Origin of the sequence: Mycobacterium florentinum (assembly GCF_010730355.1) — a bacterium.
Classification (GTDB): domain Bacteria; phylum Actinomycetota; class Actinomycetes; order Mycobacteriales; family Mycobacteriaceae; genus Mycobacterium; species Mycobacterium florentinum.
The window spans coordinates 4,248,824-4,273,939 of sequence record NZ_AP022576.1 but is presented as its reverse complement, the minus strand read 5'-3'; the positions used below and the strand labels follow the sequence as shown (position 1 = coordinate 4,273,939).

Below are 25,116 nucleotides of genomic sequence, written 5' to 3'. Positions count from 1 at the left end.
CCTCTACTTGATCGCGCTGGCGTTCGTTGTGGCCAGATAATGTGGCGGCTCGCCACCGCCGTGCACCTCTAACGAGGCACCGCTGATGTAGGACGCCGCGTCGGACGCCAAAAATGCTGCGGCCCAACCGACATCTTCGGGCTTGGCCATCCGGCCCAGTGGCACATTCTTGGAGATCGCGGCGATCGACTCGGCGTCGCCGTAGAAAAGGTCGGCCTGTTCGGTCTCGACCATGCCGACCACGCACGCGTTCACCCGGACCTTGGGTCCCCATTCCACCGCCAGCGTCTGGGTCAGACTTTCCAGCCCAGCCTTCGCCGCCCCGTACGCGCCGGTGCCCGGGGAGGGCCGCCGGCCGCTCAGGCTGCAGATGTTGACGATCGACCCGCCGCCGGGCTGGGCCTGCATCTTCTCGTTGGCGAACTGCGAAACGAGCAGCGCACCAATGAGATTGAGCTCGATGATCTTGCGGTTGAACTTGGGGCTGGACTGCGCGGTCAGCACGTAGGGCGACCCGCCGGCGTTGTTGACGACGACGTCGAGCCGACCATGGCGCTCGACGATCGTGTCGATCAACGCCTGGACCGCTTCCTCGTCGCGGATGTCGCACGAGTGAAATTCGTACGGCAGCCCGTCGACCGCACGGCGCGCGCAGGTGATCACCGTCGCGCCCTGCTCGGCGAATACCGCACTGATTCCGGCGCCCACCCCGCGGACGCCACCCGTCACCAGAACCACCCGCCCGGCCAATCCCAAATTGATGGCTCCCGCAGAAAGGGGGCCTGCTTCGGCGCGAGTCACTGTGCTAGCGTACCAAGCAAGTGCTTGCTTAGGTAGTCGGCCTCAATTTCACGAGGAAGTGCCAATTGACCATCACATCCACCAGCACAGAACCGGGCATAGTCGCGGTCACCGTTGACTACCCGCCCGTCAATGCCATCCCGTCGCAAGGCTGGTTCGAGCTCGGCGACGCGATCACCGCCGCCGGGGCCAACCCCGAGACCCACGCCGTGATCCTGCGCGCCGAAGGCCGCGGATTCAACGCGGGCGTCGACATCAAGGAGATGCAGCGCACCGAGGGCTTCACCGCCCTCATCGACGCCAACCGCGGGTGCTTCCACGCATTCCGGGCGGTCTACGAATGCGCGGTGCCGGTGATCGCGGCGGTGAACGGATTCTGCGTGGGCGGCGGCATCGGCCTGGTCGGCAACGCCGACGTGATCGTCGCCTCCGACGACGCCACCTTCGGGCTGCCCGAGGTGGAACGCGGCGCACTGGGCGCGGCCACGCACCTGTCGCGACTGGTCCCCCAGCACATGATGCGGCGGCTGTTCTTCACCGCGGCCACCGTGGACGCCGCGACCCTGCACCACTTCGGTTCGGTGCACGAGGTGGTCCCGCGCGACGAGCTCGACGAGGCCGCCCTGCGGGTCGCCCGCGATATCGCCGCCAAAGACACCCGTGTGATCCGCGCGGCCAAGGAGGCGCTGAACCTGATCGACGTGCAGCGAGTCAACTCGAGTTACCGCATGGAACAAGGCTTTACGTTCGAGCTCAACCTCGCCGGGGTGTCTGACGAGCACCGCGACGCGTTTGCCGGTACGACGAAGGGTGAGAAGTCTTGAGCGACAAGAGAACCACGCTCGACGAGGCCGTCGCCGGGCTGCGCAGCGGCATGACCATCGGCATCGGCGGCTGGGGGTCACGGCGCAAGCCGATGGCGTTCGTGCGCGCCATGCTCCGCACCGACATCAAGGACCTGACCGTCGTCACCTACGGCGGACCCGACCTCGGGCTGCTCTGCTCGGCGGGCAAGGTCAAGCGCGTCTACTACGGGTTCGTCTCGCTGGACTCACCGCCCTTCTACGACCCGTGGTTCGCCAAGGCGCGCAGCGCCGGTGAGATCGAGGCCCGGGAGATGGACGAGGGCATGCTGCGATGCGGCCTGCAGGCGGCCGCACAACGCTTGCCGTTCCTGCCGATTCGCGCCGGGCTGGGCAGCTCGGTGCTGGACTTCTGGGAGGGCGAGCTCAAGACGGTGACCAGTCCGTATGACGCACCCGGCGGCGGGCACGAGACGCTGATCGCGATGCCGGCGCTGCGCCTGGACGCGGCGTTCGCGCACCTCAATCTCGGTGACAGTCAAGGCAATGCGGCCTACACCGGCATCGACCCCTACTTCGACGACCTGTTCTTGATGGCCGCCGAGAAGCGCTACCTGTCGGTGGAACGCGTGGTGTCCACCCAAGAGCTGATCAAGGCGGTGCCGCCCCAGGCACTGCTGGTGAACCGGATGATGGTCGACGGCGTCGTGGAAGCACCGAACGGCGCCCACTTCACCACCGCCGCACCCGATTACGGCCGCGACGAGAAATTCCAGCGACACTACGCCGAGGCCGCTTCGACCGAAGAGGGCTGGCAGCAGTTCGTCGCCACCTACCTTTCCGGCGGCGAGGCCGAATATCAATCAGCCGTGCGCACTTTCGCAGAGGAGGCAGCCAAGTGAGCACCCGAGCCGAAGTGTGCGCGGTCGCCTGCGCCGAACTGTTCCGGGACGCCGGCGAGATCATGGTCAGCCCGATGACGAATATGGCCTCGGTCGGCGCTCGGCTGGCCCGGCTGACCTTCTCCCCCGACATCCTGCTGACAGACGGCGAGGCACAGCTGCTGGCCGATACGCCGGCGCTGGGCGCCTCGGGCGCCGTCGAGGGATGGATGCCGTTCGGTCGTGTCTTCGAGACGCTGGCCTGGGGCCGACGCCACGTTGTGATGGGCGCCAATCAGGTTGACCGCTTTGGCAATCAGAACATCTCGGCGTTCGGACCGCTGCAGCAGCCCAAGCGGCAGATGTTCGGAGTCCGCGGCGCGCCCGGCAACGCCATCAACCATGCGACCAGTTACTGGGTCGGCAACCACTCCAAGCGGGTGTTCTGCGAGAAGGTCGACATCGTCTGCGGAATCGGCTGGGACAACGTGGATGCCGACAATCCGGCGTTTCGGTTCGCCAACACCTACCGCGTGGTGTCGAACCTCGGCGTGTTCGATTTCGGCGGGCCGGACCGCACCATGCGGGCCGTGTCGCTGCACCCGGGGGTTTCGGCCGACGAGGTGCGGGAGAACACGTCGTTTGAGATCCACGGGCTGGACGGCGCCGAGGAGACCCGGCTGCCGACCGACGACGAACTGAGTTTGATTCGCGAGACGATCGATCCGAAAGCATTGCGCGACCGAGAGATACGCTCATGATTATTCCGCCTCTCCCCCGCGAGCGGGCGGTACCCCCACCTCATCGCTCCGTCCCCCTCGCCGCTGCGCGGCTGGGGGTGCCCCCACTGCATCGTCGGCGGTGGCTATGAAGCTGCGCACGCCGCTGACCGAGCTGGTCGGCGTCGAGCACCCGGTGGTGCAAACCGGGATGGGCTGGGTGGCCGGAGCGCGGCTGGTGGCGGCCACCGCCAACGCGGGCGGGCTCGGCATCTTGGCGTCGGCCACGATGACACTCGACGAGTTGGCCACGGCCATCGGCAAGGTCAAGGCCGCCACCGACAAGCCGTTCGGCGTGAACATGCGCGCGGACGCCGCGGATGCCGGCGATCGGGTCGAGCTGATGATCCGCGAAGGCGTGAAGGTGGCGTCGTTCGCGCTGGCGCCCAAGCAGGAGCTGATCGCCCGCCTCAAAGAGGCTGGGGCGGTGGTCATCCCGTCGATCGGCGCGGCCAAACACGCGCGCAAGGTCGCGAGCTGGGGCGCCGACGCGATGATCGTGCAGGGCGGCGAGGGCGGTGGGCACACCGGGCCCGTCGCCACCACGCTGCTGTTGCCGTCGGTGCTCGACGCCGTTAAGGGCACCGGCATTCCGGTGATCGCGGCGGGTGGCTTCTTCGACGGGCGCGGGCTGGCCGCGGCGTTGTCCTACGGCGCGGCCGGGGTCGCGATGGGCACCAGGTTTCTGCTGACGTCGGATTCCACCGTGCCCGACGCGGTGAAGCGCCGCTATCTGGAATCGGCGCTAGACGGCACCGTGGTCACCACACGCGTCGACGGTATGCCGCACCGAGTGCTGCGCACCGGGCTGGTCGAGAAGCTGGAAAATGGCACGCCGATAAGGGGTTTGACCGCTGCCGTGCGCAATGCCGCCAAGTTCAAGCACATGTCGGGAATGACGTGGAAGTCGATGATCTCCGACGGCCTGGCGATGCGGCACGGCAAGGAAATGACCATAGCCCAGGTGGTGATGGCGGCCAATACACCAATGCTGTTGAAAGCCGGGCTCGTTGATGGCAACACCGAGGCCGGAGTGCTGGCTTCTGGACAGGTTGCCGGCATTCTCGAGGACCTGCCGTCGTGCGCCGAGCTGATCGAGTCGGTCGTGCGGGACGCGATCGAGCACCTACAGGCCGCGTCCGGACTAATCGAGGGCTAGGCCCGCTGAGGGCTAGGCCCGCCAAAGCGCGGAGTGTTGCGCCACGGCGGGGAATCAGCAAAAAGCCCGCCCTGAGGCCACACTCAAAGCCGCAGTGCAACACTCAAACACGATGGCGAGTGTCGCACTGCGGCACAACGGGCTAGAGCCGCTCGATGATCGTGACGTTGGCCGTGCCGCCGCCCTCGCACATCGTCTGCAGCCCGTAGCGGCCGCCGATGCGCTCGAGCTCGTTGAGCATGGTGGTGAACAGCTTTGCGCCGGTGGCACCCAGTGGGTGGCCGAGCGCGATCGCGCCGCCGTTGGGGTTGACCTTCTCCGGGTCGGCCTTGACCTCCTTGAGCCACGCCATCACCACCGGGGCGAACGCCTCGTTGATCTCGACGGTGTCGATGTCGCCGATCGAGAGCCCGGTCTTCTCCAGCGCGTAACGGGTCGCCGGAATGGGCCCGGTAAGCATGAACACCGGGTCGGCCGCGCGGGCGCTGATGTGGTGGATGCGGGCGCGGGGCGTCAGCTTGTGGTCCTTGACCGCCTGCTCGGAAGCCAGCAGCACCGCACTGGCACCGTCGGAGATCTGGCTGGCCATCGCGGCCGTCAGCCGCCCGCCCTCGACCAGGGTCTTGAGGCCGGCCATCTTCTCCAGCGACGACTCGCGTGGGCCCTCGTCGACCCGGAACGGCCCGGATTCTGTTTCCAGGGTGATGATTTCGTTGTCGAAGTGGCCGCCGCGAATCGCCGCGAACGCACGCTCGTGGCTGGTCAGCGAGTACTGCTCCATCTCTTCACGCGAGATGTTCCACTTCTCGGCGATCAGCTCGGCGCCGCGGAACTGGGAGATCTCTTGATCGCCGTAGCGGTGCAGCCATTGCTTGGACTCGTTGGTCGGCGAGGTGAAGCCGAACTGCTCGCCGACCGTCATCGCCGACGAGATCGGGATCCAGCTCATGTTCTGCATGCCGCCGGCCACGATCAGATCGGCCGTGCCCGCCATGATCGCCTGCGCGCCAAAGGAAACCGCCTGCTGGCTGGAACCACACTGCCGGTCCACCGTGACACCGGGGACCTCTTCGGGGTAGCCGGCCGCCAGCCACGAAAGCCGGGCGATGTTGCCCGCCTGCCCGCCGATCGCGTCCACGCAGCCGGCGATCACATCTTCCACGGCTGCGGGGTCGACATCCACGCGGTCGAGCAATCCGCGCCACGCGTGAGCGCCCAGGTCGACGGGATGGATCCCGGCCAGTGCGCCATTGCGCTTGCCCACCGCGGTACGCACAGCATCGATGACGTACGCCTCAGCCATTTCAGACTCCTTCTTTGGTGATCCCGCCAAGCACGATGGCGAGATATTGCTGGCCCACCTGCTCTGCGGTGAGCGGTCCGCCGGGTCGATACCAGCGCACCGACACCCAGGTGGTGTCACGGATAAATCGGTAGACGAGATCGACGTCCAGATCGGGCCGGAAGCAGCCCTCGTCGACGCCCTGATGCAGCAACTCGACCCACATCTTGCGTTGTTGGCGGTTCATGTCCTCGATGTAGGCGAAGCGCGGCTGCGACAGCAGCCGTTGCGCCTCGTCCTGGTAGATGACGACCTGCGCGTGCCGGTGCTCGATCGCCTCGAACGAGGCCATGAACAGCCCCTTGAGCCGCTCCAGCGGGTCGGTTTCGCTGTCGACGATCTCGCGGTAGCGGGCGAACAGCCAGTCGAGGAACTCGCGCAGCAACTCATCGACCATCTCCTCTTTGGAGGAGAAATGGTGATACAGGCTGCCGGACAGAATGCCGGCGCCGTCGGCGATGTCGCGCACCGTGGTGGCGCGCAGGCCCCGCTCCGCGAACATCGACGCGGCGAGCTCTAGCAGCTCGTCTCGTCGGCTGTTGGCCTGACCGGGCACTCGGTCCATCCGATCAGAGTATCAACCAAGCGCTTGCTTGGCCACCCGGGATCACGGATGCTGGCTGGACACCGAGATGACCTCGCCGGTGAGGTAGCTCGAGTAATCGCTGGCCAAGAAGGCAATGGTGGCCGCTACTTCCCACGGCTCGGCGGCCCGGCCGAACGCCTCGCCTTCCGACAGCCGGTCCAGCAGCTCCGACGACGACGTCTTCTCCAGAAACTTGTGCCGCGCGATGCTCGGCGAGACCGCGTTGATCCGCACCCCGTATTCCGCGGCTTCGATTGCGCTGCAACGAGTCAGGGCCATCACCCCGGCCTTGGCGGCCGCATAGTGCGACTGCGAATGTTGCGCCCGCCAGCCCAGCACGCTGGCGTTGTTGACGATCACCCCGCCATGCGGCGCGTCGCGGAAGTACCGCAGTGCCGCACGGGTGGCGCGCAGCACCGACGTCAGCGTCACGTTCAGGACGCGGTCCCACTCCTCGTCGGTCATGTCGACCACCGGCGTCTGACCGCCCAGCCCGGCGTTGTTGACCAGCACGTCGATGCGCCCCAGCCGGGCGGTGGCCGAGTCGATCAGCGCGTCGACCGCAGCCGTGGACGTCACATCGCACACCACGTGCTCGACGCGCCCCTGGCCCAGCGCGGACAGCTCCTCGGCGGTTTCTCCCAGCCGTCGCTCGTGGTGGTCGGAGATCACCACATCGGCACCCTCGGCCAGGGCCCGGCGCGCGGTCGCCGAGCCGATGCCGGTGCCCGCGGCCGCGGTCACGACAACCACCTTGCCGGTCAGGAGTCCGTGTCCGGCAATCTCTTTCGGCGCTTCGGCCAAACTCATCCCTTGACCTCCCGGGGTAGGCCGAGCACCCGCTCGGCGATGATATTGCGCTGGATCTCGTTGGATCCGCCGTAGATGGTGTCGGCGCGGGTGAACAGAAACAGCCGCTGCCACTCGTCGAATTCTCCGTCGGCCAGGGTCAGGCCGGGCTTGCCGACGATGTCCATCGCCAGCTCGCCCAGATCGCGATGCCAGTTGGCCCACAACAACTTCGACACATTGTCCTGACCCGGCTGCTCGACGTCCATCGTGGCCAGCGCGTAGCTGCGCATGGCCCGCAGGCCGGTCCAGGCCCGGGTCAGCCGTTCCCGGATGAACGGGTCGTCGGCGGCGCCGTTGCGCTGTGCGACCTCGACCAGATTGGAAAGCTCACGGGCGTAACGGATCTGCTGCCCCAATGTCGAGACACCACGCTCGAAGGTCAGCGTTCCCATCGCGACGCGCCAGCCGTCACCCGGCTCGCCTACTACCAGGTGAGCCTCGGTGCGGGCGTCGTCGAAGAAGACCTCGTTGAATTCCGAGTCGCCGGTCAGCTGGACGATCGGGCGGATCACCACCCCGGGCTGCTCCAGCGGCACCAGCAGATACGACAGCCCGGAATGTCGCTTGGAGCCCTTCTCGGTGCGGGCAACCACAAAGCACCACTGCGCCCAGTGCGCCAGCGACGTCCACACCTTCTGGCCGTTGATCACCCACTCGTCGCCATCGAGTTCGGCGGTGGTTGCGACGTTGGCCAGGTCGCTGCCGGCGCCCGGTTCCGAATAGCCCTGACACCACAGCTCGGTGACGTCGAGGATGCGGGGTAAGAAGCGCTGCTGCTGCTCGGGCGTGCCGAACGCGATCAGCGTCGGGCCGAGCAGTTCCTCGCCGAAGTGGTTGACCTTGTCCGGTGCGTCGGCCTTGGCGTACTCCTCGTAGAACGCCACCCGGTGCGCGGTCGACAGCCCCCGGCCGCCGTGCTCGACCGGCCACCCCAGGCAGGTCAGTCCCGCCGCGGCGAGATGCTGATTCCATGCCCGGCGCTCTTCGAATGCCTCGTGTTCGCGCCCGGGACCGCCGAGACCCTTGAGCGCTGCGAATTCGCCGACCAGATTGTCGGCGAGCCACTGGCGGACCTCCGCCCGGAACTCCTCGACGTCCTGCATGCCCTGTAGGCTAACCTACCAAGCACTTGCTTTGTTAGGAGCGTCGCCAAAGGCCGCCGTGCAACCGGGGAGGAGGAATGGCTCCATGCGCCACGCCGCGACACTGAAACGTCTGCGACGACACGCCGCGCAGGGTCGCAATGGTTTAAGTTTCGGCGGCGGCGAGCGTCGCAGATGACTCCGCGCACCATTCCCGCGGCGCTGGATCGTTTCGTGGACCAGTTTCCCGATCATGACGCCCTGATCACCGACGACCGGTCGTTCACCGCCACCCAGTTGCGCGACGAGGTGCATCGCGCGGCCGCCGCGCTGATCGCGCTGGATGTCAGGGCGGGGGACCGGGTGGCCATCTGGTCGCCGAACTCCTGGCATTGGGTGGTCGCCTGCCTGGCGATCCACCATGCCGGCGCCGCGATGGTGCCGCTGAACACCCGCTACACCGCTTCGGAGGCCAGCGACATCCTGGCGCGCACCGAGGCGCCGGTGCTGTTCGGAATGGGCCAATTCCTCGGCAACGATCGTCTCGCCGATCTGGACCGCGCCGCCTTGCCCGCGCTGCGGCACATCGTCCGGATACCGATCGACGCGGACGACGGAACCTGGGACGAATTCATCGAACGCGGCACAGACACCGACGCGGTGATCGCCCGCGCGTCGGGCGTCGCACCCGACGACGTCAGCGACGTCCTGTTCACGTCCGGCACCACCGGCCGCAGCAAGGGCGTGCTGTGCGCGCACCGGCAATCGCTGTCGGCCTCGGCGTCCTGGGCCGCCAACGGCAAGATGACCAGCGACGACCGCTACCTGTGCATCAACCCGATGTTCCACAACTTCGGCTACAAGGCCGGGATCCTGGCCTGCCTGCAGACCGGCGCCACCCTGATCCCGCACCTGACATTCGATCCGCTGCGCGCCCTACAGGCGATCGAGCAGCATCGCATCACCGTATTGCCCGGGCCGCCAACGATTTACCAGACCCTGCTCGACCACCCGGCGCGCGGCGACTACGACCTGAGCTCGCTGCGGTTCGCCGTCACCGGTGCGGCAACCGTCCCGGTTGTGCTGGTGGAGCGCATGCAATCCGAGCTCGACATCGACATCGTGCTGACCGCCTACGGCCTCACCGAGGCCAACGGGATGGGCACCAGTTGCCGCGCCGACGACGACGCGGTGACCGTCGCGACCACCTGCGGGCGCCCGTTCGCCGACTTCGAATTGCGCATCGACGGGGCGGCGGCTCCCGGCGAATCGGGCGAGGTGCTGCTGCGCGGGCCGAACGTGATGCTGGGCTACCTCGACGACGCGGCGGCCACCGCCGCGGCGATCGACACCGACGGCTGGCTGCACACCGGCGACATCGGCGTCCTCGACAACAACGGCAACCTGCGCATCACCGACCGGCTCAAGGACATGTACATCTGCGGCGGATTCAACGTCTACCCCGCCGAGATCGAACAGGTGCTCGCCCGGCTCGACGGAGTGGCCGACGCCGCGGTGATCGGGGTTCCCGACGAGCGCCTCGGCGAGGTCGGCCGCGCGTTCGTGGTGGCCCGCCCCGGCGCGAACCTCGACGAGGAGTCGGTAATCGCTTACACCCGTGACCATTTGGCGAACTTCAAGGCACCGCGCTCGGTGCGGTTCGTCGACGAGTTGCCGCGCAACGCGGGCGGCAAGGTGCTCAAACCACAACTGCGAGAGTTGGCCTGAATTGGATCTGGAACTAGATGAAGAGACATTGGCCTTCCGGGACGAGGTGCGGGAATTCCTCTCGGCCAATGCCGAGTCGATCCCGACCGAATCCTACGACAACGCGGAAGGCTTTGCCCAGCACCGCCATTGGGACAAGGTGCTGTTCGACGCCGGCCTGTCGGTGATCAACTGGCCGAAGAAGTACGGCGGCCGCGACGCCTCGCTGCTGCACTGGGTGGTCTACGAAGAGGAGTATTTCCGCGCCGGAGCCCCGGGCCGGGCCAGCGCCAACGGCATCTCGATGCTGGCGCCGACCCTGTTCGCGCATGGCACCGACGAGCAGCTGGACCGGATCTTGCCGAAAATGGCTAGCGGCGAACAGATCTGGGCGCAGGCATGGTCGGAGCCCGAGTCCGGCAGCGACCTGGCGTCGTTGCGGTCCACCGCGGCCAGGACCGACGGCGGCTGGCTGCTGAACGGACAGAAGATCTGGAGCTCGCGGGCTCCGTTCGCCGAGATGGGCTTCGGGCTGTTCCGCTCCGACCCCGCAGCGGAACGGCACAACGGGTTGACGTACTTGATGTTCGACCTGAAGGCCAAGGGCGTCACCGTGCGGCCCATCGTCCAGTTGGGCGGGGACACCGGCTTCGGCGAGATCTTCCTCGACGACGTCTTCGTGCCCGACGAGGACGTCATCGGCAACCCCAACGACGGCTGGCGCGCCGCCATGAGCACGTCGAGCAACGAGCGCGGGATGTCGCTGCGCAGCCCGGCCCGCTTCCTCGCGGCCACCGAGCGACTGGTGCAGCTGTGGAAAGACAACGGGTCGGCCACCGAATTCGCCGATCGGGTCGCCGACGCCTGGATCAAGGCGCAGGCCTACCGGCTGCAGACGTTCGGCACGGTGACCCGGCTGGCCGCCGGCGGCGAGCTGGGTGCCGAATCGTCGGTGACCAAGGTGTTCTGGTCCGACCTGGACGTGGCGATCCACCAGACCGCGCTCGACATCCGGGGCGCCGACGGGGAGCTTGCCGGGCCGTGGACCGATGGCTTGCTGTTCGCGCTGGGTGGCCCAATCTATGCCGGTACCAACGAGATTCAGCGCAACATCATCTCCGAGCGGCTGCTGGGTCTGCCGCGCGAAAAGTCGGGAGGCAAGAAGTGAAATTTGCGCTCGACGAACAGCAACGCGACTTCGCGGCCAGCATTGACGCGGCGCTCGGTGCGGCGGACCTGCCGGGCGCGATACGCGCGTGGGCCGACGGCGACATCGCGCCCGCCCGCTTGGTGTGGGAGCAGCTGGCCAACCTCGGCGTCACCGCATTGGCCGTGTCGGAGAAATACGACGGCCTCGACGCCCACCCGGTCGACCTGGTGGTCGCGCTCGAACGCCTCGGGCGATGGTGCGTGCCCGGCCCCGTCGCCGAATCCATTGCCGTGGCACCGATTCTGCTCGCCGCCGACGAGCGCAGCGCCGAATTGTCCTCCGGCGATCTGATCGCCACCGTCGCGCTGCCGCCGCACACGCCCCGCGCGGTCGACGCCGAAGCCGCCGGACTGGTGTTGCTGGCCACCGGCGACGGCGTCAGCGAGGCGGCCGCGGGTGAGTGCCACCGGTCCGTCGACCCGAGCCGGCGCTTGTACGACGTGACGGCAAGCGGTGCAACCTGGCAAGCGGATGTCAAGCGCGCCTATGAGTTCGGCGCGCTGGCCACCGCGGCCCAGCTGGTCGGCGCCGCCGAGGCGCTGCTGAACTATACCGTCGAATACGCCAAGCAGCGCACGCAGTTCGGCCGGGTGATCGGCTCCTATCAGGCGATCAAACACAAGCTGGCCGACGTGCACATCGCGATCGAACTGGCGCGCCCGCTGGTGTACGGCGCAGCCCTGGCGCTTGCCGACGACACCAACGCCGAGCGCGACGTCAGCGCGGCCAAAGCCGCGGCGTCCGACGCCGGCCTGCTGGCCGCCCGCTCGGCATTGCAGACCCACGGCGCAATCGGCTTCACCCAGGAACACGACCTGTCACTATGGCTGCTGCGGGTGCAGGCGCTGCGGTCGGCCTGGGGCACGCCGGAGGCGCACCGGCGCCGAGTGTTGGAGGCACTATGACCGAAGAACGCGAGCTGCTGCGCGAAACCGTCGCCGCGCTGGTCACCAAACACGCCAACCCGGCGGCCGTACGCACCGCGATCGAATCCGAGCGCGGCTACGACGAATCACTGTGGCAGCTGCTGTGCGAACAGGTCGGCGCCGCAGCGCTGGTGATCCCCGAGGAGCTGGGCGGAGCCGGCGGTGAATTAGCCGATGCCGCAACCGTTCTGCAAGAACTCGGCCGTGCGCTGGTGCCCTCCCCGCTGCTGGGCACCACATTGGCGGAGCTCGCACTGCTGGCCGCGTCCGAGCCGGACGCCGAAACGCTGGAGGCCCTGGCCGCGGGCAGCTCGATCGGGGCGCTGGTGCTCGACGCGGACTACGTCGTCAACGGCGACATCGCCGACGTCGTCGTCGCCGCGGCCGACGGCGAACTGAGCAGGTGGACCCGATTCGGGGCGCAGTCCGTGACCCCGATGGACCCCACCCGGCGGCTGGCGCGAGTCCGGCCCGAGGAGGCGGTCGCGTTGGGCCCCGACCCCGGCCTGGCGGACACCGCTGCCATTCTGCTGGCAGCCGAGCAGATCGGGGCCGCCGAACGATGCCTGGAACTGACGGTCGAATACACCAAGAGCCGTGTGCAGTTCGGCAGGCCGATCGGTAGCTTCCAGGCGCTCAAACATCGGATGGCCGATCTGTATGTCGCGATCGCCGCGGCCAAGGCCGTGGTGAACGACGCATGCAACGACCCCACGCCCACCAACGCCGCGACGGCTCGGCTGGCCGCCAGCGAGGCGCTGTGTACCGTGGCGAGCGAGGGCATCCAGCTGCACGGGGGCATCGCGATCACCTGGGAACACGACATGCACTTATACTTCAAACGCGCGCACGGCAGCGCCCAGCTGCTTGGCTCGCCGCGAGAAGTGTTGCGCCAACTGGAATCCGAGGTGCTCGAAACGTCGTGAACGCCTCCGTCGCGCTGCGCGCCGGCATCCCGCCATTCCACGTGATGGATGTCTGGCTGGCGGCCGCGGAGCGCCAGCGCAGCCACGGCGATCTGGTCAACCTGTCGGCAGGGCAGCCCAGCGTGGGTGCTCCGGAACCGATCCGGGCGGCCGCAGCGGCGGCTGTGCAAGCCAATCAGCTGGGTTACACCGTGGCCTTGGGCATTCCCGAGCTGCGCGCGGCGATCGCGGCGAATTACCAACGGCTACACGGTATCTCCGTCGAATCCGACGCGGTGGTAGTCACCACGGGTTCCTCGGGCGGGTTTCTGCTGGCTTTTCTGGCGTGTTTCGACATCGGGGATCGGGTGGCGCTGGCCAGCCCCGGCTACCCGTGCTACCGGAACATCCTGTCGGCGTTGGGATGCGAGGTGGTGGAGATCGAGTGTGGTCCCGAAACCCGATTTCAGCCCACCACGCGGATGCTCGCCGAACTCGACCCGCCGGTGCGCGGCGTCATCGTCGCCAGCCCGGCCAATCCGACCGGCACCGTCATACCTCCCGAAGAGTTGGCTGCGATCGCGGCGTGGTGTGACGCCTCCGGCGTACGGCTGATCAGCGACGAGGTCTACCACGGGCTGGTCTACGAGGGCGCTCCGCAAACCAGCAGCGCCTGGCAGACGTCGCGAAATGCCGTGGTGGTCAACAGCTTTTCCAAGTACTATGCGATGACCGGCTGGCGGCTCGGTTGGTTGCTGGTGCCGCCCGAGCTGCGTCGCGCGGTGGACTGCCTGACCGGCAACTTCACCATCTGCCCGCCCGTACTGCCACAGATCGCCGCGGTGGCCGCGTTCACCCCGGAGGCCATCGCGGAAGCCGAAGGCAACCTGAAGCACTACACGGTCAACCGCTCGCTGCTGCTGGACGGGCTGCGCCGAATCGGCGTCGACCGGCTGGCGCCGACCGACGGGGCGTTCTACGTCTACGCCGACGTCTCAGACTTCACCGACGATTCGCTCGCGTTCTGTTCAAAGCTGTTGGCCGACACCGGTGTTGCGATCGCCCCGGGCATCGACTTCGACACCACCCGAGGCAACAGGTTCGTCCGGCTGTCGTTCGCCGGACCGACGAGCGACATCGAAGAAGCCCTGCACCGAATGGGGCCGTGGCTCTCGGTCAGCGGTTGAACTTGCCCGCGAGGTACTCGGCCCGGGCGGCACTGCGGGCGAGTTTGCCGCTCGTCGTGCGCGGGATGGTGCCCGCGGCCACCAGCCGCACATCGGCGACGCGGACCTGGTGGTTTCGCGAAATCGCCGCCCGCACGATGTCGGCGATCGAGCTCAGATCGGTACGGCCCGCGCCCGCGGCCCGCTCGGCCACGATCACCAGCTGCTCGCCGGAGCCTCCATCGGTAGATCCGAGGATGTCGGCGGGCACGGAGAAGGCGGCGACGTAGCCGGTGCGGATGGCGGGCGAAGAGTCGCTGACCGTGGTCTCGATGTCGAACGGATAGTGGTTGCGACCGTCGATGATGACCAAGTCCTTGATCCGGCCGGTCAGATACAACTCGCCGTCGAGGTAGACGCCGAGATCACCGGTCGCCAACCAGCAGCCGTTGTCGGCGGCGCCCTCGGCGTGGCTGCCGCGGTGGAGCCGGGACTGCAGCTTGTTGCCGAAGACGCGTCGTGTTTCGTCCTCGCGCCCGAAATAGCCGCGGCCGATGTTGGCGCCTTGTAACCAGATTTCGCCCACGGTGCCGTCGGACACCTCGGCGCCGTCGGGGTCGGCGATCACCGCCCACTGATCGGGGATCGGCTGCCCACACGACACCTGCGCGACCGCGTTGGGGTCTTCGGGCGACACGATCACCGCGCGGCCGGCGCCGAGCTGCTCACGGTCGAGGTAGACGACGCTGGCCGAGGCCTCCTGGGAGATGCTGGCCACCGAAAGCGTCGCTTCGGCCATCCCGTAGGACGGCTTGACCGCATTCGCGGGCAGACCGTAGGGAGCAAACGCGTTGGTGAACTTCACGATCGCCGACATCGTGACGGGCTCGGACCCGTTGAGGATGCAGACGACGTTGCTGAGGTCGAGCGTCTCGCCAGCCGGCGGCAGGCCACGCTCGGACGTCAGTTCGAAGGCGAAGTTCGGCGCCGCCGCGAAGGTGCGGCCGTAGGTCGACTCGATGCCCAGTTGCTTGATCCAGCGGTAAGGCCGCCGAAGAAACGCCATCGGATCCATGATCGTGACGTGCGCTCCGAAGAACGCCGTGAACATGATCATCATCAGCCCCATGTCGTGAAACAGGGGTAACCAGCTCACGGTTCTGACGTCCACGTCCAATCCACCGGTCATGACCATCTGCATGGCGTTGGTGTAGACGGACCGATGGGTGATCTCCACCCCGGCCGGTGACCGCGTCGAGCCCGAGGTGTACTGCAGGTAGGCGATGTCGTCGGTGTGCAGGTCCGCGCCGGTGAACATCGAACCGAGCGTCTCCGGCAGCGCGTCCACCGCGATCATCCGCGGCCGCTCGTTGGGCGCCAGCGTCCGGATGAACGTGCGAACAGACTCGGCAACGGCGGTCGTGGTCAAGACCGCGGCGGGCCGGGCATCCTCCAGCACCGCGGCCAGCCGCTCGGCATGCCCCGACATCGTGGGCGCGAACAGCGGCACCGCGATATTGCCCGCGTAGACACTGCCGAAGAACGCGGCTACATAGTCGAGGCCCTGCGGCGCGAGGATCGCCACCCGATCCCCCGGCTTGGTGACCTGCTGCAGGCGCGCGCCGATGGAGCATACGCGGGTCCACAGCTCGTTCCAGCTGAGCACCACGGGCCGCCCATCGGGGTCGTGCGAGTAGTCGAGGAAGCGGTATGCCGGACTGTCCCCATGGTTGGCGCGGTTCTTGTCGAAATACGACGTCAGCGTCAGGCCCTCGGGTACGACGATTGCGCCCTCATGGGACGCGAAAGCCTCCGCATCGCCCAAGGTGGGCACAACATCCTCCAAACAAAGATCCCGACTCACGGTAGGACAGATTAATAGGCGTATGTGCTATTCGCCGCACCGGTTCGCTATGGCGGAGATCACGATCGGGCCACTATCGGCGCATTTGTCACTACTCGCCTCCTGGTAGCACCGCCTGGACGATACGGCATCATTTGCCAAACGACCATTTTGCGCACCCCCTTTTCCGGCGTCGACACCGCTTGGAAACGTTTCCTTGCAAACCGGGGCACGGCGCCGATTCTCGCCGCTCAATTGGTGCAAATCGTGGCGATACGCGCTTCGAGCCCGCCGCGCTCGCCGACGTCGTCGATGTTGATACCGAAGCGTTCGCTCAGGGCATCGACCACCGCGGCCGCATCATCGAGGACGATCTTTTCGGTCCCGCTCGCGCGGTGGATGGCCAGGTTGCGGCCGGACAGGTTGATCCTCGCGTCGTCGCTGACCAGGGCAACCATCAGGCCGGTCACGAAGTGCGAGGCGGGGTTGGTCGAGACGTACCAGCTACCCATTTTCAGATCGATCTGCGGCCGGGTCTGGGTGGTGAATTCGTAGAGCGATTGCCACTCGCCGCGCAGCTGCGCCTGCAGCACCAGGCCGTCGCCGCGGTCCTCGAGCCGGTACGGCTCATGCGTGGTCTGCTGGACGTTGCCGACCTCGAAGCGAATGGGTGACGTCAGGGTCTGGCCGCCGAAGCCGACATCGACGAGATAGCACCCCTGCGAACCGGGGAACGTCACCGCCAGCACGGTGTGGGTCTGCGCCGGTACTGGTGCGTCGGGCGCCATCATCCAGATCACCCGCCCGGCCAGCCGTCGCACCCGAAAGCCGATTTCGGCCAGCGCGTAACCCAGCAGCCCGTTGTGCTCGTAGCAATAGCCACCCCGGCGCCGGTGCACCAGCTTGTCGGTGAGAGCGTCTGGACCCAGGTCATCGACCGGCACGCCCATCACCGGATCGAGGTTCTCGAACGGGATGGTCTGGGTGTGAGCCGTCATCAGCGCCTGCAGCACATCGAGGGTCGGTTCGACGGCACCGCGATAGTTGATGCGGTCGAAGTACGCAGTCAGATCCAGTGTCATGGGTCCATTCTGACTGAGGGTTAACCAACAGGAAACCCAAGGCGACAGAAGGTGTTTGGATCGAATTCATACCCGGCCGAGACCGTTCCTCTGACAGCGCGCGCAGGGTGCCGTTTAGTTACGCTTGAGCCCGCGAGTCGCACTCACGCAGGAGGTTGGCCGCCGTGGCTGATGCACCCAACACCGATGGCCCGGCATCGGCAGTGGGGGGAATTACCGAGGAGCTGGCCGCCGCCGGATTCGACAACGCTCGCCAGGTCGGCAGGGGCGGTGCCGGGGTGGTCTACCGCTGTCACGAGAGCGCGTTGGGCCGAAAGGTCGCCATCAAGGTGATGCCGGCGAATTTCGATGACGAGAGCCGGGAACGTTTTCTGCGTGAGGGTTACGCGATGGGCGGACTCTCGGGGCATCCGAACATCCTCAACATCTTGCGGGTCGGCATCACGTCGACCGGCCGGCCCTACATCGTGATGCCTTACTGCGCCGAGGATTCCCTGGCGGTGCGGCTGCGCCGCGAGGGTCGAATCCCCTGGCCGGAAGCCATGCGCATCGGCGTGAAACTGAGTGGGGCACTGGAAACCGCGCACAAGAACGGCATCTTGCACCGCGACATCAAGCCCGCGAACGTGCTCGTCAACGATTACGGCGAACCACAATTGGCCGACTTCGGGATCGCACATATCCAGGGCGGTTATGAAACGACGAGCGGATTCTTCTCCGGCACAATCGACTACACACCGCCGGAGTCGTTGGCCGGCAATCCGGCGACGGTGGTCTCCGACGTTTATTCACTCGGCGCCACGATCTACACCCTGATCGCCGGAGCCGCCCCGTACGAACGCATGACGAGTGAAGATCTCGTCGCGCAGTACCTGCGCATCAGCACCACGCCGATCCCCGATTTACGTGCCACCGGGATCCCGGACGCCGTGTGCGCGGCAATCGAAAGTGCGATGGCGGTGGACCCCGCGGAGCGGCCCGGGTCCGCGGCGGAATTGGGCCGCGAGTTCCAGGCCGCGCAGCGCAGTAACGGGTTGCCCGCTGATTCGATGGCGATCACCGACTCCGGTCGTCAGTCGATACGGACCGCGGCCGCGGAGATCTCCCAACTGGCGACCGCCGCATCCGGCGACCACGGCGCGCAGGCAACGTCGACTGCTCCGGCCACCCTGGTGCGGGAATCCGTGAAGGAGCTCACCGGCGCGTCGGAATCCGTTATCCAGAGCGAGTTTTCGGATGCGGCGCCCGTACTGCGCGCCGTCTACGATGCCGAAGTCCAGCCGGAGATTTCACACCCGGCAGACGGTGTCGCTGCCGCGGAGGAGACCTCGTCCGGCACCGCCGGACCGCCCGGCGGAAAACCACCGCTGTGGGCGCGGGCGGCCGGGTGGTTCTCCGAGCCGGGGAAAAAACGCGGTCGGATCGGGTTGGCCGCCGGCGCGGCTACCGTGGTCGCCCTGCTGGTCGGCGGCGTCGTCTACGCCGCGCTGCCGTCCGGCGGCGACAACGGCACGACCACCGCGAGTACCCAGCAGACCTCCGCTCACCCCGCGCAGCCGGCGGTCCAGTGGAAGCCGATCTCGGAAGCGCGGGTGGCGCGCTATGCGGTGGCGACGACCCAAGTCGACAGCACCGTTTGGGTTTTCGGCGGCATTCGAAGCGATGGCACCGTCACCGCGCGAAACGAGGGCTATGACCCGGCCATCGACGAGTGGAAGCGCGGCGATGATCTGCCGGTAGCGGTTTCGCACGCCATGGCGGTCACCTGGCAGGGAAGCCCGGTGGTACTCGGCGGCTGGATGACTGCGGACAGTAAAAGCGTTGCAGCAGATCAGGTTTGGCGGTTGGTGAACGGTCACTGGGTGGAGTTGCCGCACCTGCTGCAACCCCGGGCCGCGGCCGCGGCAGCGGTGGTGGGCGATCGGATCGTGGTCACCGGCGGTGTCGACGCGAACGGCGCCCTGCTCAATACCACCGAAGTATTCGACGGCAACGCGTGGACGCTCGGCGCGCCACTGCCGACCCCTCGGCAGCTGCTGGCCGCGGCCTCGGATGGACGGCTGGTGTACGCGGTTGGCGGAACGAACGGGGCCGACCTGGCGACGGCCGAGGCGTATGACCCCGCCGCGAAAGCGTGGACTGCGTTGCCCGCGTTACCAAAAGCTCGTAGCGAGCTCGGCGCGACGGTCGCGGACGGACGTCTGGTGGCCCTTGGCGGGGTGTCGTCGGGCCAGGTCCTCAAGAGCGTCTCCACCTTCGATCTGACGACCAGAACCTGGTCCGGCCTACCGGATATGGCCACCGCGCGACACGGCATGGCCGTCGCCGCGGTGGAGCGGTCGGTCTATACGGTCGGCGGGTCGACGACGATCGGGGATCAGCAGGCCATCACCTCGGCGGAGACGCTCAAACTGCCGGCCCGCAAGACCCAGCCGGCATCGGCGTGGCGTTCGCTACCGGACGCGCCAACCGCGCGGCTGATGATGGCGTCGGCGGTACTCAACAACAAGGTCTGGGTCTTGGGGGGCTTGCGCAACGGGGTTGCACTGCAAACGGTTGAGAGCTTCGAGCCGCGCATCGGCAGCTGGGAACCAGGACCGGCACTGCCGATCCCACTGCACCACGCGGCCGCGGCGGCCTACCGCGGCGAGGTCGTCGTACTCGGCGGCACAACCGACAACATTGTCAACGGGTCCAACAAAGTCTTCGCGCTGCGCAGCGGCAACTGGGTGGAACTACCGCCGCTGCGGCACGCCCGGGCGGCGCCGGCCGCGGCGGTCGTCGGAGACAAACTGGTGGTTGTCGGCGGGCAGAACGACAAGCAGCTCGTCGCGCAAACCGAGGTCTTCGACGGCACTTCGTGGAAGGACGCCGCCGACCTGCCGACCCCGCGCGAACACCTGGCCGCGGTGTCGGATGGCACCTATGTCTACGCGCTCGGCGGCAGGTTGCTCTCCTGCGACCAGAACTCCGCGGCGGTCGAACGGTTCGACGTCGGGTCGGGAACATGGGCCAAGTTGGTGGGCATGCCCACGCCGCGCGGCAGCTTCGGTGCCACCTACATCGACGGCCGGATCGTCGCGCTCGGTGGCGAAGAGCCGTCGACGGTGCTGAATGTGGGCGAGATGTACGACATCACCGCCGGGAAGTGGACCACGCTGCCGCCGATGCCGACCCCGCGTCATGCCGAGGTGGTGGCCACGGTCGGCAACACCGTCTACGTCATCGGCGGCGCCAACCGACCCACGCATGAGGGTCCCGTCGCGACGGTCGAGGCCCTCGAATTCAGCTAGTGCGGCTGTTCAGGACGCCTTTGCTGGTCATTTCGCGCCTTCACCTCGGGCACCCACCCGGTCCCGGTGGGCTCACGCCGATTGATCATGGCTGAATCATGTCCCCGAGCAGCTACTTAGCGATACTCTTGAGCTCGCGAATTCGGCAATCGCGGGGAAGTTGAGCGCCACGAATATGGGTGAGGGATCCCCCACAGACGCACCGCCACCCAGCGGCATCATCGCTGAATTGTCCGACGCTGGATTCGAGGACGCCCGCCAGGTCGCCAGGGGCGGCGCCGGAGTGATCTATTGCGCCTACGAGACCGCGCTGGGGCGCAACGTCGCGATCAAGGTACTGCCGTCGCATATCGATCAAGAGAGCCGGGAGCGTTTTCTGCGTGAAGGCTATGCGATGGGCGGGCTCTCGGGGCATCCGAACATCGTCAACATCCTGCGGGTCGGCGTGACCGACAGCGGCCGGCCGTACATCGTGATGCCGTACATGGCCTCGGATTCCCTGGCTGTCCGATTGCGTCGCGAAGGGCCGACCGCCTGGCCCGAGGCATTGCGAATCGCCGTAAAGCTATGCGGTGCACTGGAAACCGCACACCGCAGCGGTACCTTGCACCGTGACATCAAACCCGCCAACGTGCTTGTCAGCGATTACGGAGAACCGCTGCTGAGTGACTTCGGGATCGCCCACATCGAGGGTGGCTACGAAACGGCGACCGGATTCTTCTCCGGCACAATCGACTACACCGCGCCCGAGGTGATGACCGGTAAGCCGGCCACGGTCGCTTCCGACATCTACTCGCTGGGCGCCACGATCTACGCGCTGATCGCGGGCGGCGCCGCACACGAGCGCAAGAACGACGAGGACCTCGTCGCGCAATATCTGCGCATCAGCACGACACGGATCCCGGACATGCGTCCGGAGGGAATCCCGGACGCGGTCTGCGTGGCGATCGAGCATGCGATGGCAATCGATCCGGCGGAACGGCCCGTGTCCGCCGCGGAATTCGGCCGCGAGCTGCAGTCCGCCCAGAAGCTCAACGGTTTACGACCCGATTCGATGGCGATCACCGAAACCGGGACCACCGGGACCAAGCAGCCGAATGTCGCCGCGGAGACTTCGATCGCGGGCACCGCGGTCGCGCCCGCACCGGACGGCACGACGTCGACCGTTCCCCCCTCGGCACCCGCGGCCGCGGACCCGGTTCCCAGCTCGGCACCCCCGGCCGCGGACCTGGGCCCCACCCGGCAGGTGACCGACGTCATCGGTGGCGCTTCACCGCCTCTGCAGCCCGGCCCCCCCGATCCAACCGAATTCGCCGCAGCGGCTGACATTTTGCGCAGCGGATTCAACGCGGAAACCCGAGCGCAGGTTGGTTCTTCGGCACCGGCGAGCGGTGGCTCCGGAATGAGCCCGCCGAGCGGTCCTGGTCAACCGGCGGCGTCGGGTTCGGTGCCACCTTCCTGGCGCAAGCCGCTCCTGGTCAAGGTGCGGGAGTGGTTCGCCGAGCCCGGCAAGAAGCGCAATCGCGTTGCGCTCGCCGCCGGGGCTGTCGTCGTCGTGCTGTTGGTCGTCGGCGGCCTCTACTTCGGCCTGGCACCCGACAAGGACAACTCCAAGCCCGTCGCGGGTCAACCGACGACGCAGGCACCCGTGGTGTGGAAGCCGATCACCAACGATCGAGTGTCCCGCGTTGAGGCGGCGACGACGCAGGTCGACGGAACCATCTGGGTTTTCGGCGGGGTTCGCAACGACGGCGCTGTCACGGCACTGCAAGAGGGCTATGACCCCGTCATCGACAGCTGGAAGGGCGGCGACGATCTACCCGTCCCCGTGCAGGACGCGATGGCGGTCAACTGGCAGGGCAACCCGGTGGTGCTGGGCGGCTGGAAGTCGGTAGGTGGTAAAAACGTTGCGACCGATCAGGTTTGGCGAGTCGTCAACAGCCACTGGGTGGAAATGCCTCACCTGCTGCAGCCCCGCGCGGGAGCGGCGGCCGCGGTCGCAGGCGACCGACTCGTCGTCACGGGCGGTGTCGACACCAACGGCGCACTGCTGAACACCACCGAGGTCTTCGACGGCACGTCCTGGAGCCTCGGCGCTCCGATACCGACTCCGCGCCAGCAGCTGGCGGCGGCGTCGGACGGCAAGCTCGTCTACACCGTGGGCGGTACCACCGGGGACTCCGACCAGGTGAACGTCGAGGCGTATGACCCGGTCGCCAAGACCTGGACGACGTTGCCCCCACTTCCCCAGGCGCGCAGCGATCTTGGCGTCGCCATCACCGACGGGCGGCTGGTCGCCGTCGGAGGCATTTCCGGCGGGCAGGTCCTCGAGAGCGTTTCGGTGTTCGATCTGATGAGCAAGACGTGGTCCGGTTTGCCCGACATGTCGACCCCGCGGCACGGCATGGCGGTCGCGGCGGTCGAGAAGTCTGTCTACGCGATCGGCGGGTCGAGCGCCGTCGGCGATAAAGACCCGACGTCGACCGCGGAGGTGCTCAAGCTGCCGGCCCGCAAGATTCAGCCGGCCGCGCAATGGCGTTCCCTGCCGGACGCGCCGACCGCCCGGCTGATGATGGCCTGGGCGGTGCTCAACGGCAAGATCTGGATCATGGGCGGCCTGCAAAACGGAGTCGCGCTGCAGACGGTCGAGAGCTTCGACCCGAAGACCGGTGCCTGGGAAACCGGGCCGCCACTGCCCATCCCGCTGCACCATGCCGCGGCCACGACCTTCCGCGGCGAGGTGGTCATTCTCGGCGGCGCGAGCGACAACATCGCCCAGGGGTCCAACAAGGTCTTCGCGCTGCGCGGCGGCAACTGGGTGGAGCTACCGCCGCTGACGCATGCTCGCGCGGCACCGGCCGCCGCAGTGGCCGGTGACAAACTCGTCGCGGTCGGCGGGCAGAACGCCAAGCAGCTCGTCCCGCAGACCGAGATCTTCGACGGCAGCTCGTGGAAGGATGCCGCCGACATGCCCACTCCCCGCGAACACCTCGCCGCGGTCTCCGATGGCACCTACGTGTACACGATCGGCGGACGGTTCCTGTCCTCGGATAAGAACTCCGCGGCGCTGGAGCGGTTCGACCCGCAATCCGGTCAATGGACCAAGTTGGCAGGCATGCCGACGCCACGGGGAAGCTATGGCGCGACGTACATCGACGGCCGGATTCTGGCGGTCGGTGGCGAAGAGCCGACCCGGGTGCTCAATGTCGTCGAGATGTACGACATCGCCCAGGGGAAGTGGACTACGTTGCCGCCGATGCCGACGCCGCGGCACGCCGAGGTGGTGGCCACGGTGGGCAACACGGTCTATGTCATCGGCGGCGCGAACCGCCCGACGCACGAGGGCCCGATCGCGACCGTCGAGGCACTGGACTTCATGTAGTGACCGACTTTTCCAAGCTCCCACCGGCGGACCAGGAAGCAATCGGCAAGACACTGCTGACGTTGCTCAAGGCGTTCGACAAGCGCGACGCCGAGCCGCTGCTGGGTGTCTACTCCGACGACGCCGACTGGGTCAACGCGTTCGGGACGGTCAAGCGGGGCCGCGAGGATATCGTCGAGTACCTGCGCGGCCTGTTCCGGGATGAGAACTTCAATCGGGGCGAGCTCGCCGGCCCGCCGCAGACCAGCTTCCGGGTGCTGACGCCCGAGGTGGTGCTGGTCTCCGCGCACCTACAGGTCAAGGGCCAGGGGCTGGTCGACGGTGGCACGCTGGATCGCGACAACTTCTCGTTGCGCGCCCTGCAGCGCCACCAGGATGGATCGTGGCTGATCGTCTCGGAGATGTTCCAGGACGCCAATACCGAGACCACCTACCAGCACTAAGCCCGGATGCCGCCGCTCTCACTCGTCGAACGTGCTCTGGTGGCGGGATTCCGGCCGAAAACCCGCCACCAGAGCACGTTGGGCGCTATTTCGGCGTCGGGAGCGGCGCTTGCGGCGCTTGTTTGATATATGTCTAATATGGGGATCCGTGAAGGATCGGCCCGGTGGCCCGCCCCCTCAACGGGCCACCGGGAACCCATCACCGGGCTCACGGAATACCCGTGCCGGTGCGTGCATGGCGAATGACATTGCCCGAATGCCGCGCTGCCAAACATCCCGGCACGCGCGGCTGAACCGCTAGAGCCAGGTGTCCTGCGTCGTCGTGGTCAGGAACGCTTCCAGGTCGTCGCGCCATTGAGCCGGCGTCGTCTTGTCCGGTTCGATCCCGGTGTACTCGCCGCGGTAGAACAGCAGCGGACGCGGCTTGATCTTCGGCGCCTCCGAAAGCGACTGCACCGCACCGAACACGACGAAGTGGTCGCCGGCGTCGTGCACGGATGCCACCGTGCAGTCGATGTGGGCCAGCGAGCCGTCGATAATGGGCGAGCCGAGTTCTGATGCGTGCCAGTCGATCCCGGCGAACTTGTCGGGTTCTTTGGATCCGAATCGGGCCGAGACGTGTTTTTGGCTCTCGGTCAGCATGTTGACGCAGAACCGGCCGCTGGCCTCGATGGCCTGCCACGACCGCGACACCTTCGTCGGGCAGAACAGCACCAGCGGCGGGTCCAGCGACAGTGCCGCGAAGGACTGGCAGGCGAACCCGATCGGAACGTCGTCGTGCACGGTGGTGATGATCGTGATCCCGGTGCAGAACTGACCGAGCACGCTGCGGAACGTGCGCGGGTCAATCGGCGCGGCAGTCATGGTCGGCCCT

Annotated in this window: 20 protein-coding genes; 12 read left to right on the top strand and 8 right to left on the bottom strand. The window is 67.1% G+C overall.

The features are described from left to right. Positions 1–3 precede the first annotated feature (3 nt). Positions 4–801 (bottom strand): SDR family oxidoreductase, encoded by a 798-nt coding sequence (locus tag G6N55_RS20215; protein WP_139826928.1) that lies wholly within the window; start codon positions 799–801, stop codon positions 4–6. Positions 802–866: 65 nt separating this feature from the next. Between G6N55_RS20215 and echA20 the strand changes: the two genes are divergently transcribed. The 4 genes from echA20 to ipdC all read left to right on the top strand — a co-directional run bounded on the left by echA20 (position 867) and on the right by ipdC (position 4,423). Further along, positions 867–1,625, top strand: a complete 759-nt coding sequence (gene echA20 / locus G6N55_RS20210) for a (7aS)-7a-methyl-1,5-dioxo-2,3,5,6,7,7a-hexahydro-1H-indene-carboxyl-CoA hydrolase (RefSeq protein WP_085223368.1) — start codon at positions 867–869, stop codon at positions 1,623–1,625. After that, positions 1,622–2,506: a cholesterol ring-cleaving hydrolase subunit IpdA gene (gene ipdA, locus G6N55_RS20205; RefSeq protein ID WP_085223366.1), complete on the top strand. Its 885-nt coding sequence runs from the start codon at positions 1,622–1,624 to the stop codon at positions 2,504–2,506. Before echA20 ends, ipdA begins: the two co-directional genes overlap by 4 nt. Continuing rightward, positions 2,503–3,246: a cholesterol ring-cleaving hydrolase subunit IpdB gene (gene ipdB, locus G6N55_RS20200; protein ID WP_085223364.1), complete on the top strand. Its 744-nt coding sequence runs from the start codon at positions 2,503–2,505 to the stop codon at positions 3,244–3,246. Before ipdA ends, ipdB begins: the two co-directional genes overlap by 4 nt. A gap of 106 nt (positions 3,247–3,352) precedes the next feature. Continuing rightward, positions 3,353–4,423, top strand: coding sequence for a (3aS,4S,5R,7aS)-5-hydroxy-7a-methyl-1-oxo-octahydro-1H-indene-4-carboxyl-CoA dehydrogenase (gene ipdC, locus G6N55_RS20195; RefSeq protein WP_085223363.1), 1,071 nt, complete (start codon positions 3,353–3,355; stop codon positions 4,421–4,423). A 142-nt stretch (positions 4,424–4,565) separates the two neighbouring features. On the opposite strand, the gene fadA6 is transcribed toward ipdC, so the two are convergent. The 4 genes from fadA6 to ipdE1 are packed head-to-tail and all read right to left on the bottom strand — an operon-like array spanning position 4,566 to position 8,306. Further along, positions 4,566–5,726, bottom strand: a complete 1,161-nt coding sequence (gene fadA6 / locus G6N55_RS20190) for a steroid 3-ketoacyl-CoA thiolase FadA6 (RefSeq protein ID WP_085223361.1) — start codon at positions 5,724–5,726, stop codon at positions 4,566–4,568. A 1-nt stretch (position 5,727) separates the two neighbouring features. Beyond that, positions 5,728–6,330 (bottom strand): TetR family transcriptional regulator KstR2, encoded by a 603-nt coding sequence (gene kstR2 / locus G6N55_RS20185; RefSeq protein WP_085223359.1) that lies wholly within the window; start codon positions 6,328–6,330, stop codon positions 5,728–5,730. A gap of 42 nt (positions 6,331–6,372) precedes the next feature. Then, the gene (gene ipdF, locus G6N55_RS20180) at positions 6,373–7,161 is read right to left on the bottom strand and encodes a (5R,7aS)-5-hydroxy-7a-methyl-1-oxo-2,3,5,6,7,7a-hexahydro-1H-indene-carboxyl-CoA reductase (RefSeq protein ID WP_085223357.1); all 789 of its coding nucleotides are present in this window, start codon (positions 7,159–7,161) and stop codon (positions 6,373–6,375) included. Continuing rightward, complete coding sequence (gene ipdE1 / locus G6N55_RS20175; RefSeq protein ID WP_085223355.1) at positions 7,158–8,306, bottom strand: acyl-CoA dehydrogenase IpdE1; 1,149 nt, start codon at positions 8,304–8,306, stop codon at positions 7,158–7,160. The genes ipdF and ipdE1 overlap by 4 nt, the downstream gene beginning before the upstream one ends. 174 nt (positions 8,307–8,480) lie before the next feature. On the opposite strand from ipdE1, the gene fadD3 reads away from it, so the two are divergent. From fadD3 to G6N55_RS20150, 5 genes are read left to right on the top strand one after another with little or no spacing between them, the layout of a single operon-like run. Next, the gene (fadD3, locus tag G6N55_RS20170) at positions 8,481–10,013 is read left to right on the top strand and encodes a 3-((3aS,4S,7aS)-7a-methyl-1,5-dioxo-octahydro-1H-inden-4-yl)propanoate--CoA ligase FadD3 (RefSeq protein ID WP_085223353.1); all 1,533 of its coding nucleotides are present in this window, start codon (positions 8,481–8,483) and stop codon (positions 10,011–10,013) included. Position 10,014: 1 nt separating this feature from the next. Beyond that, positions 10,015–11,160: an acyl-CoA dehydrogenase family protein gene (locus G6N55_RS20165; protein WP_085223351.1), complete on the top strand. Its 1,146-nt coding sequence runs from the start codon at positions 10,015–10,017 to the stop codon at positions 11,158–11,160. Continuing rightward, positions 11,157–12,107: an acyl-CoA dehydrogenase family protein gene (locus tag G6N55_RS20160; protein WP_085223349.1), complete on the top strand. Its 951-nt coding sequence runs from the start codon at positions 11,157–11,159 to the stop codon at positions 12,105–12,107. The genes G6N55_RS20165 and G6N55_RS20160 overlap by 4 nt, the downstream gene beginning before the upstream one ends. Next, positions 12,104–13,054, top strand: a complete 951-nt coding sequence (ipdE2, locus tag G6N55_RS20155) for an acyl-CoA dehydrogenase IpdE2 (protein ID WP_085223347.1) — start codon at positions 12,104–12,106, stop codon at positions 13,052–13,054. The genes G6N55_RS20160 and ipdE2 overlap by 4 nt, the downstream gene beginning before the upstream one ends. A 44-nt stretch (positions 13,055–13,098) precedes the next feature. Next, positions 13,099–14,220 (top strand): pyridoxal phosphate-dependent aminotransferase, encoded by a 1,122-nt coding sequence (locus G6N55_RS20150; protein ID WP_085223925.1) that lies wholly within the window; start codon positions 13,099–13,101, stop codon positions 14,218–14,220. Here the strand turns inward: G6N55_RS20150 and G6N55_RS20145 are convergent. Together G6N55_RS20145 and G6N55_RS20140 are read right to left on the bottom strand one after the other, a co-directional pair. Continuing rightward, the gene (locus tag G6N55_RS20145; RefSeq protein WP_232078800.1) at positions 14,210–16,033 is read right to left on the bottom strand and encodes a fatty acyl-AMP ligase; all 1,824 of its coding nucleotides are present in this window, start codon (positions 16,031–16,033) and stop codon (positions 14,210–14,212) included. The genes G6N55_RS20150 and G6N55_RS20145 overlap by 11 nt on opposite strands. Positions 16,034–16,293: 260 nt before the next feature. Next, the gene (locus G6N55_RS20140) at positions 16,294–17,124 is read right to left on the bottom strand and encodes an arylamine N-acetyltransferase family protein (protein ID WP_085223343.1); all 831 of its coding nucleotides are present in this window, start codon (positions 17,122–17,124) and stop codon (positions 16,294–16,296) included. A 164-nt stretch (positions 17,125–17,288) separates the two neighbouring features. Here G6N55_RS20140 and G6N55_RS20135 point away from each other — a divergent pair, with 164 nt between their 5' ends. The 3 genes from G6N55_RS20135 (at position 17,289) to G6N55_RS20125 (ending at position 24,242) form a co-directional block, all read left to right on the top strand. Further along, positions 17,289–20,417 (top strand): serine/threonine-protein kinase, encoded by a 3,129-nt coding sequence (locus tag G6N55_RS20135; protein WP_232078799.1) that lies wholly within the window; start codon positions 17,289–17,291, stop codon positions 20,415–20,417. Between the two features lie 175 nt (positions 20,418–20,592). Then, positions 20,593–23,799 (top strand): Kelch repeat-containing protein, encoded by a 3,207-nt coding sequence (locus tag G6N55_RS20130; protein WP_085223341.1) that lies wholly within the window; start codon positions 20,593–20,595, stop codon positions 23,797–23,799. Continuing rightward, on the top strand, positions 23,799–24,242 hold the full coding sequence (locus G6N55_RS20125; RefSeq protein ID WP_085223339.1) for a YybH family protein: 444 nt from the start codon (positions 23,799–23,801) through the stop codon (positions 24,240–24,242). Before G6N55_RS20130 ends, G6N55_RS20125 begins: the two co-directional genes overlap by 1 nt. 297 nt (positions 24,243–24,539) lie before the next feature. Here G6N55_RS20125 and hsaB read toward each other — a convergent pair whose 3' ends face one another. Beyond that, entirely contained in the window at positions 24,540–25,106 is a 567-nt protein-coding gene (gene hsaB, locus G6N55_RS20120; protein WP_085223337.1) for a 3-hydroxy-9,10-secoandrosta-1,3,5(10)-triene-9,17-dione monooxygenase reductase subunit, read from the bottom strand. Between the last annotated feature and the right edge of the window lie 10 nt (positions 25,107–25,116).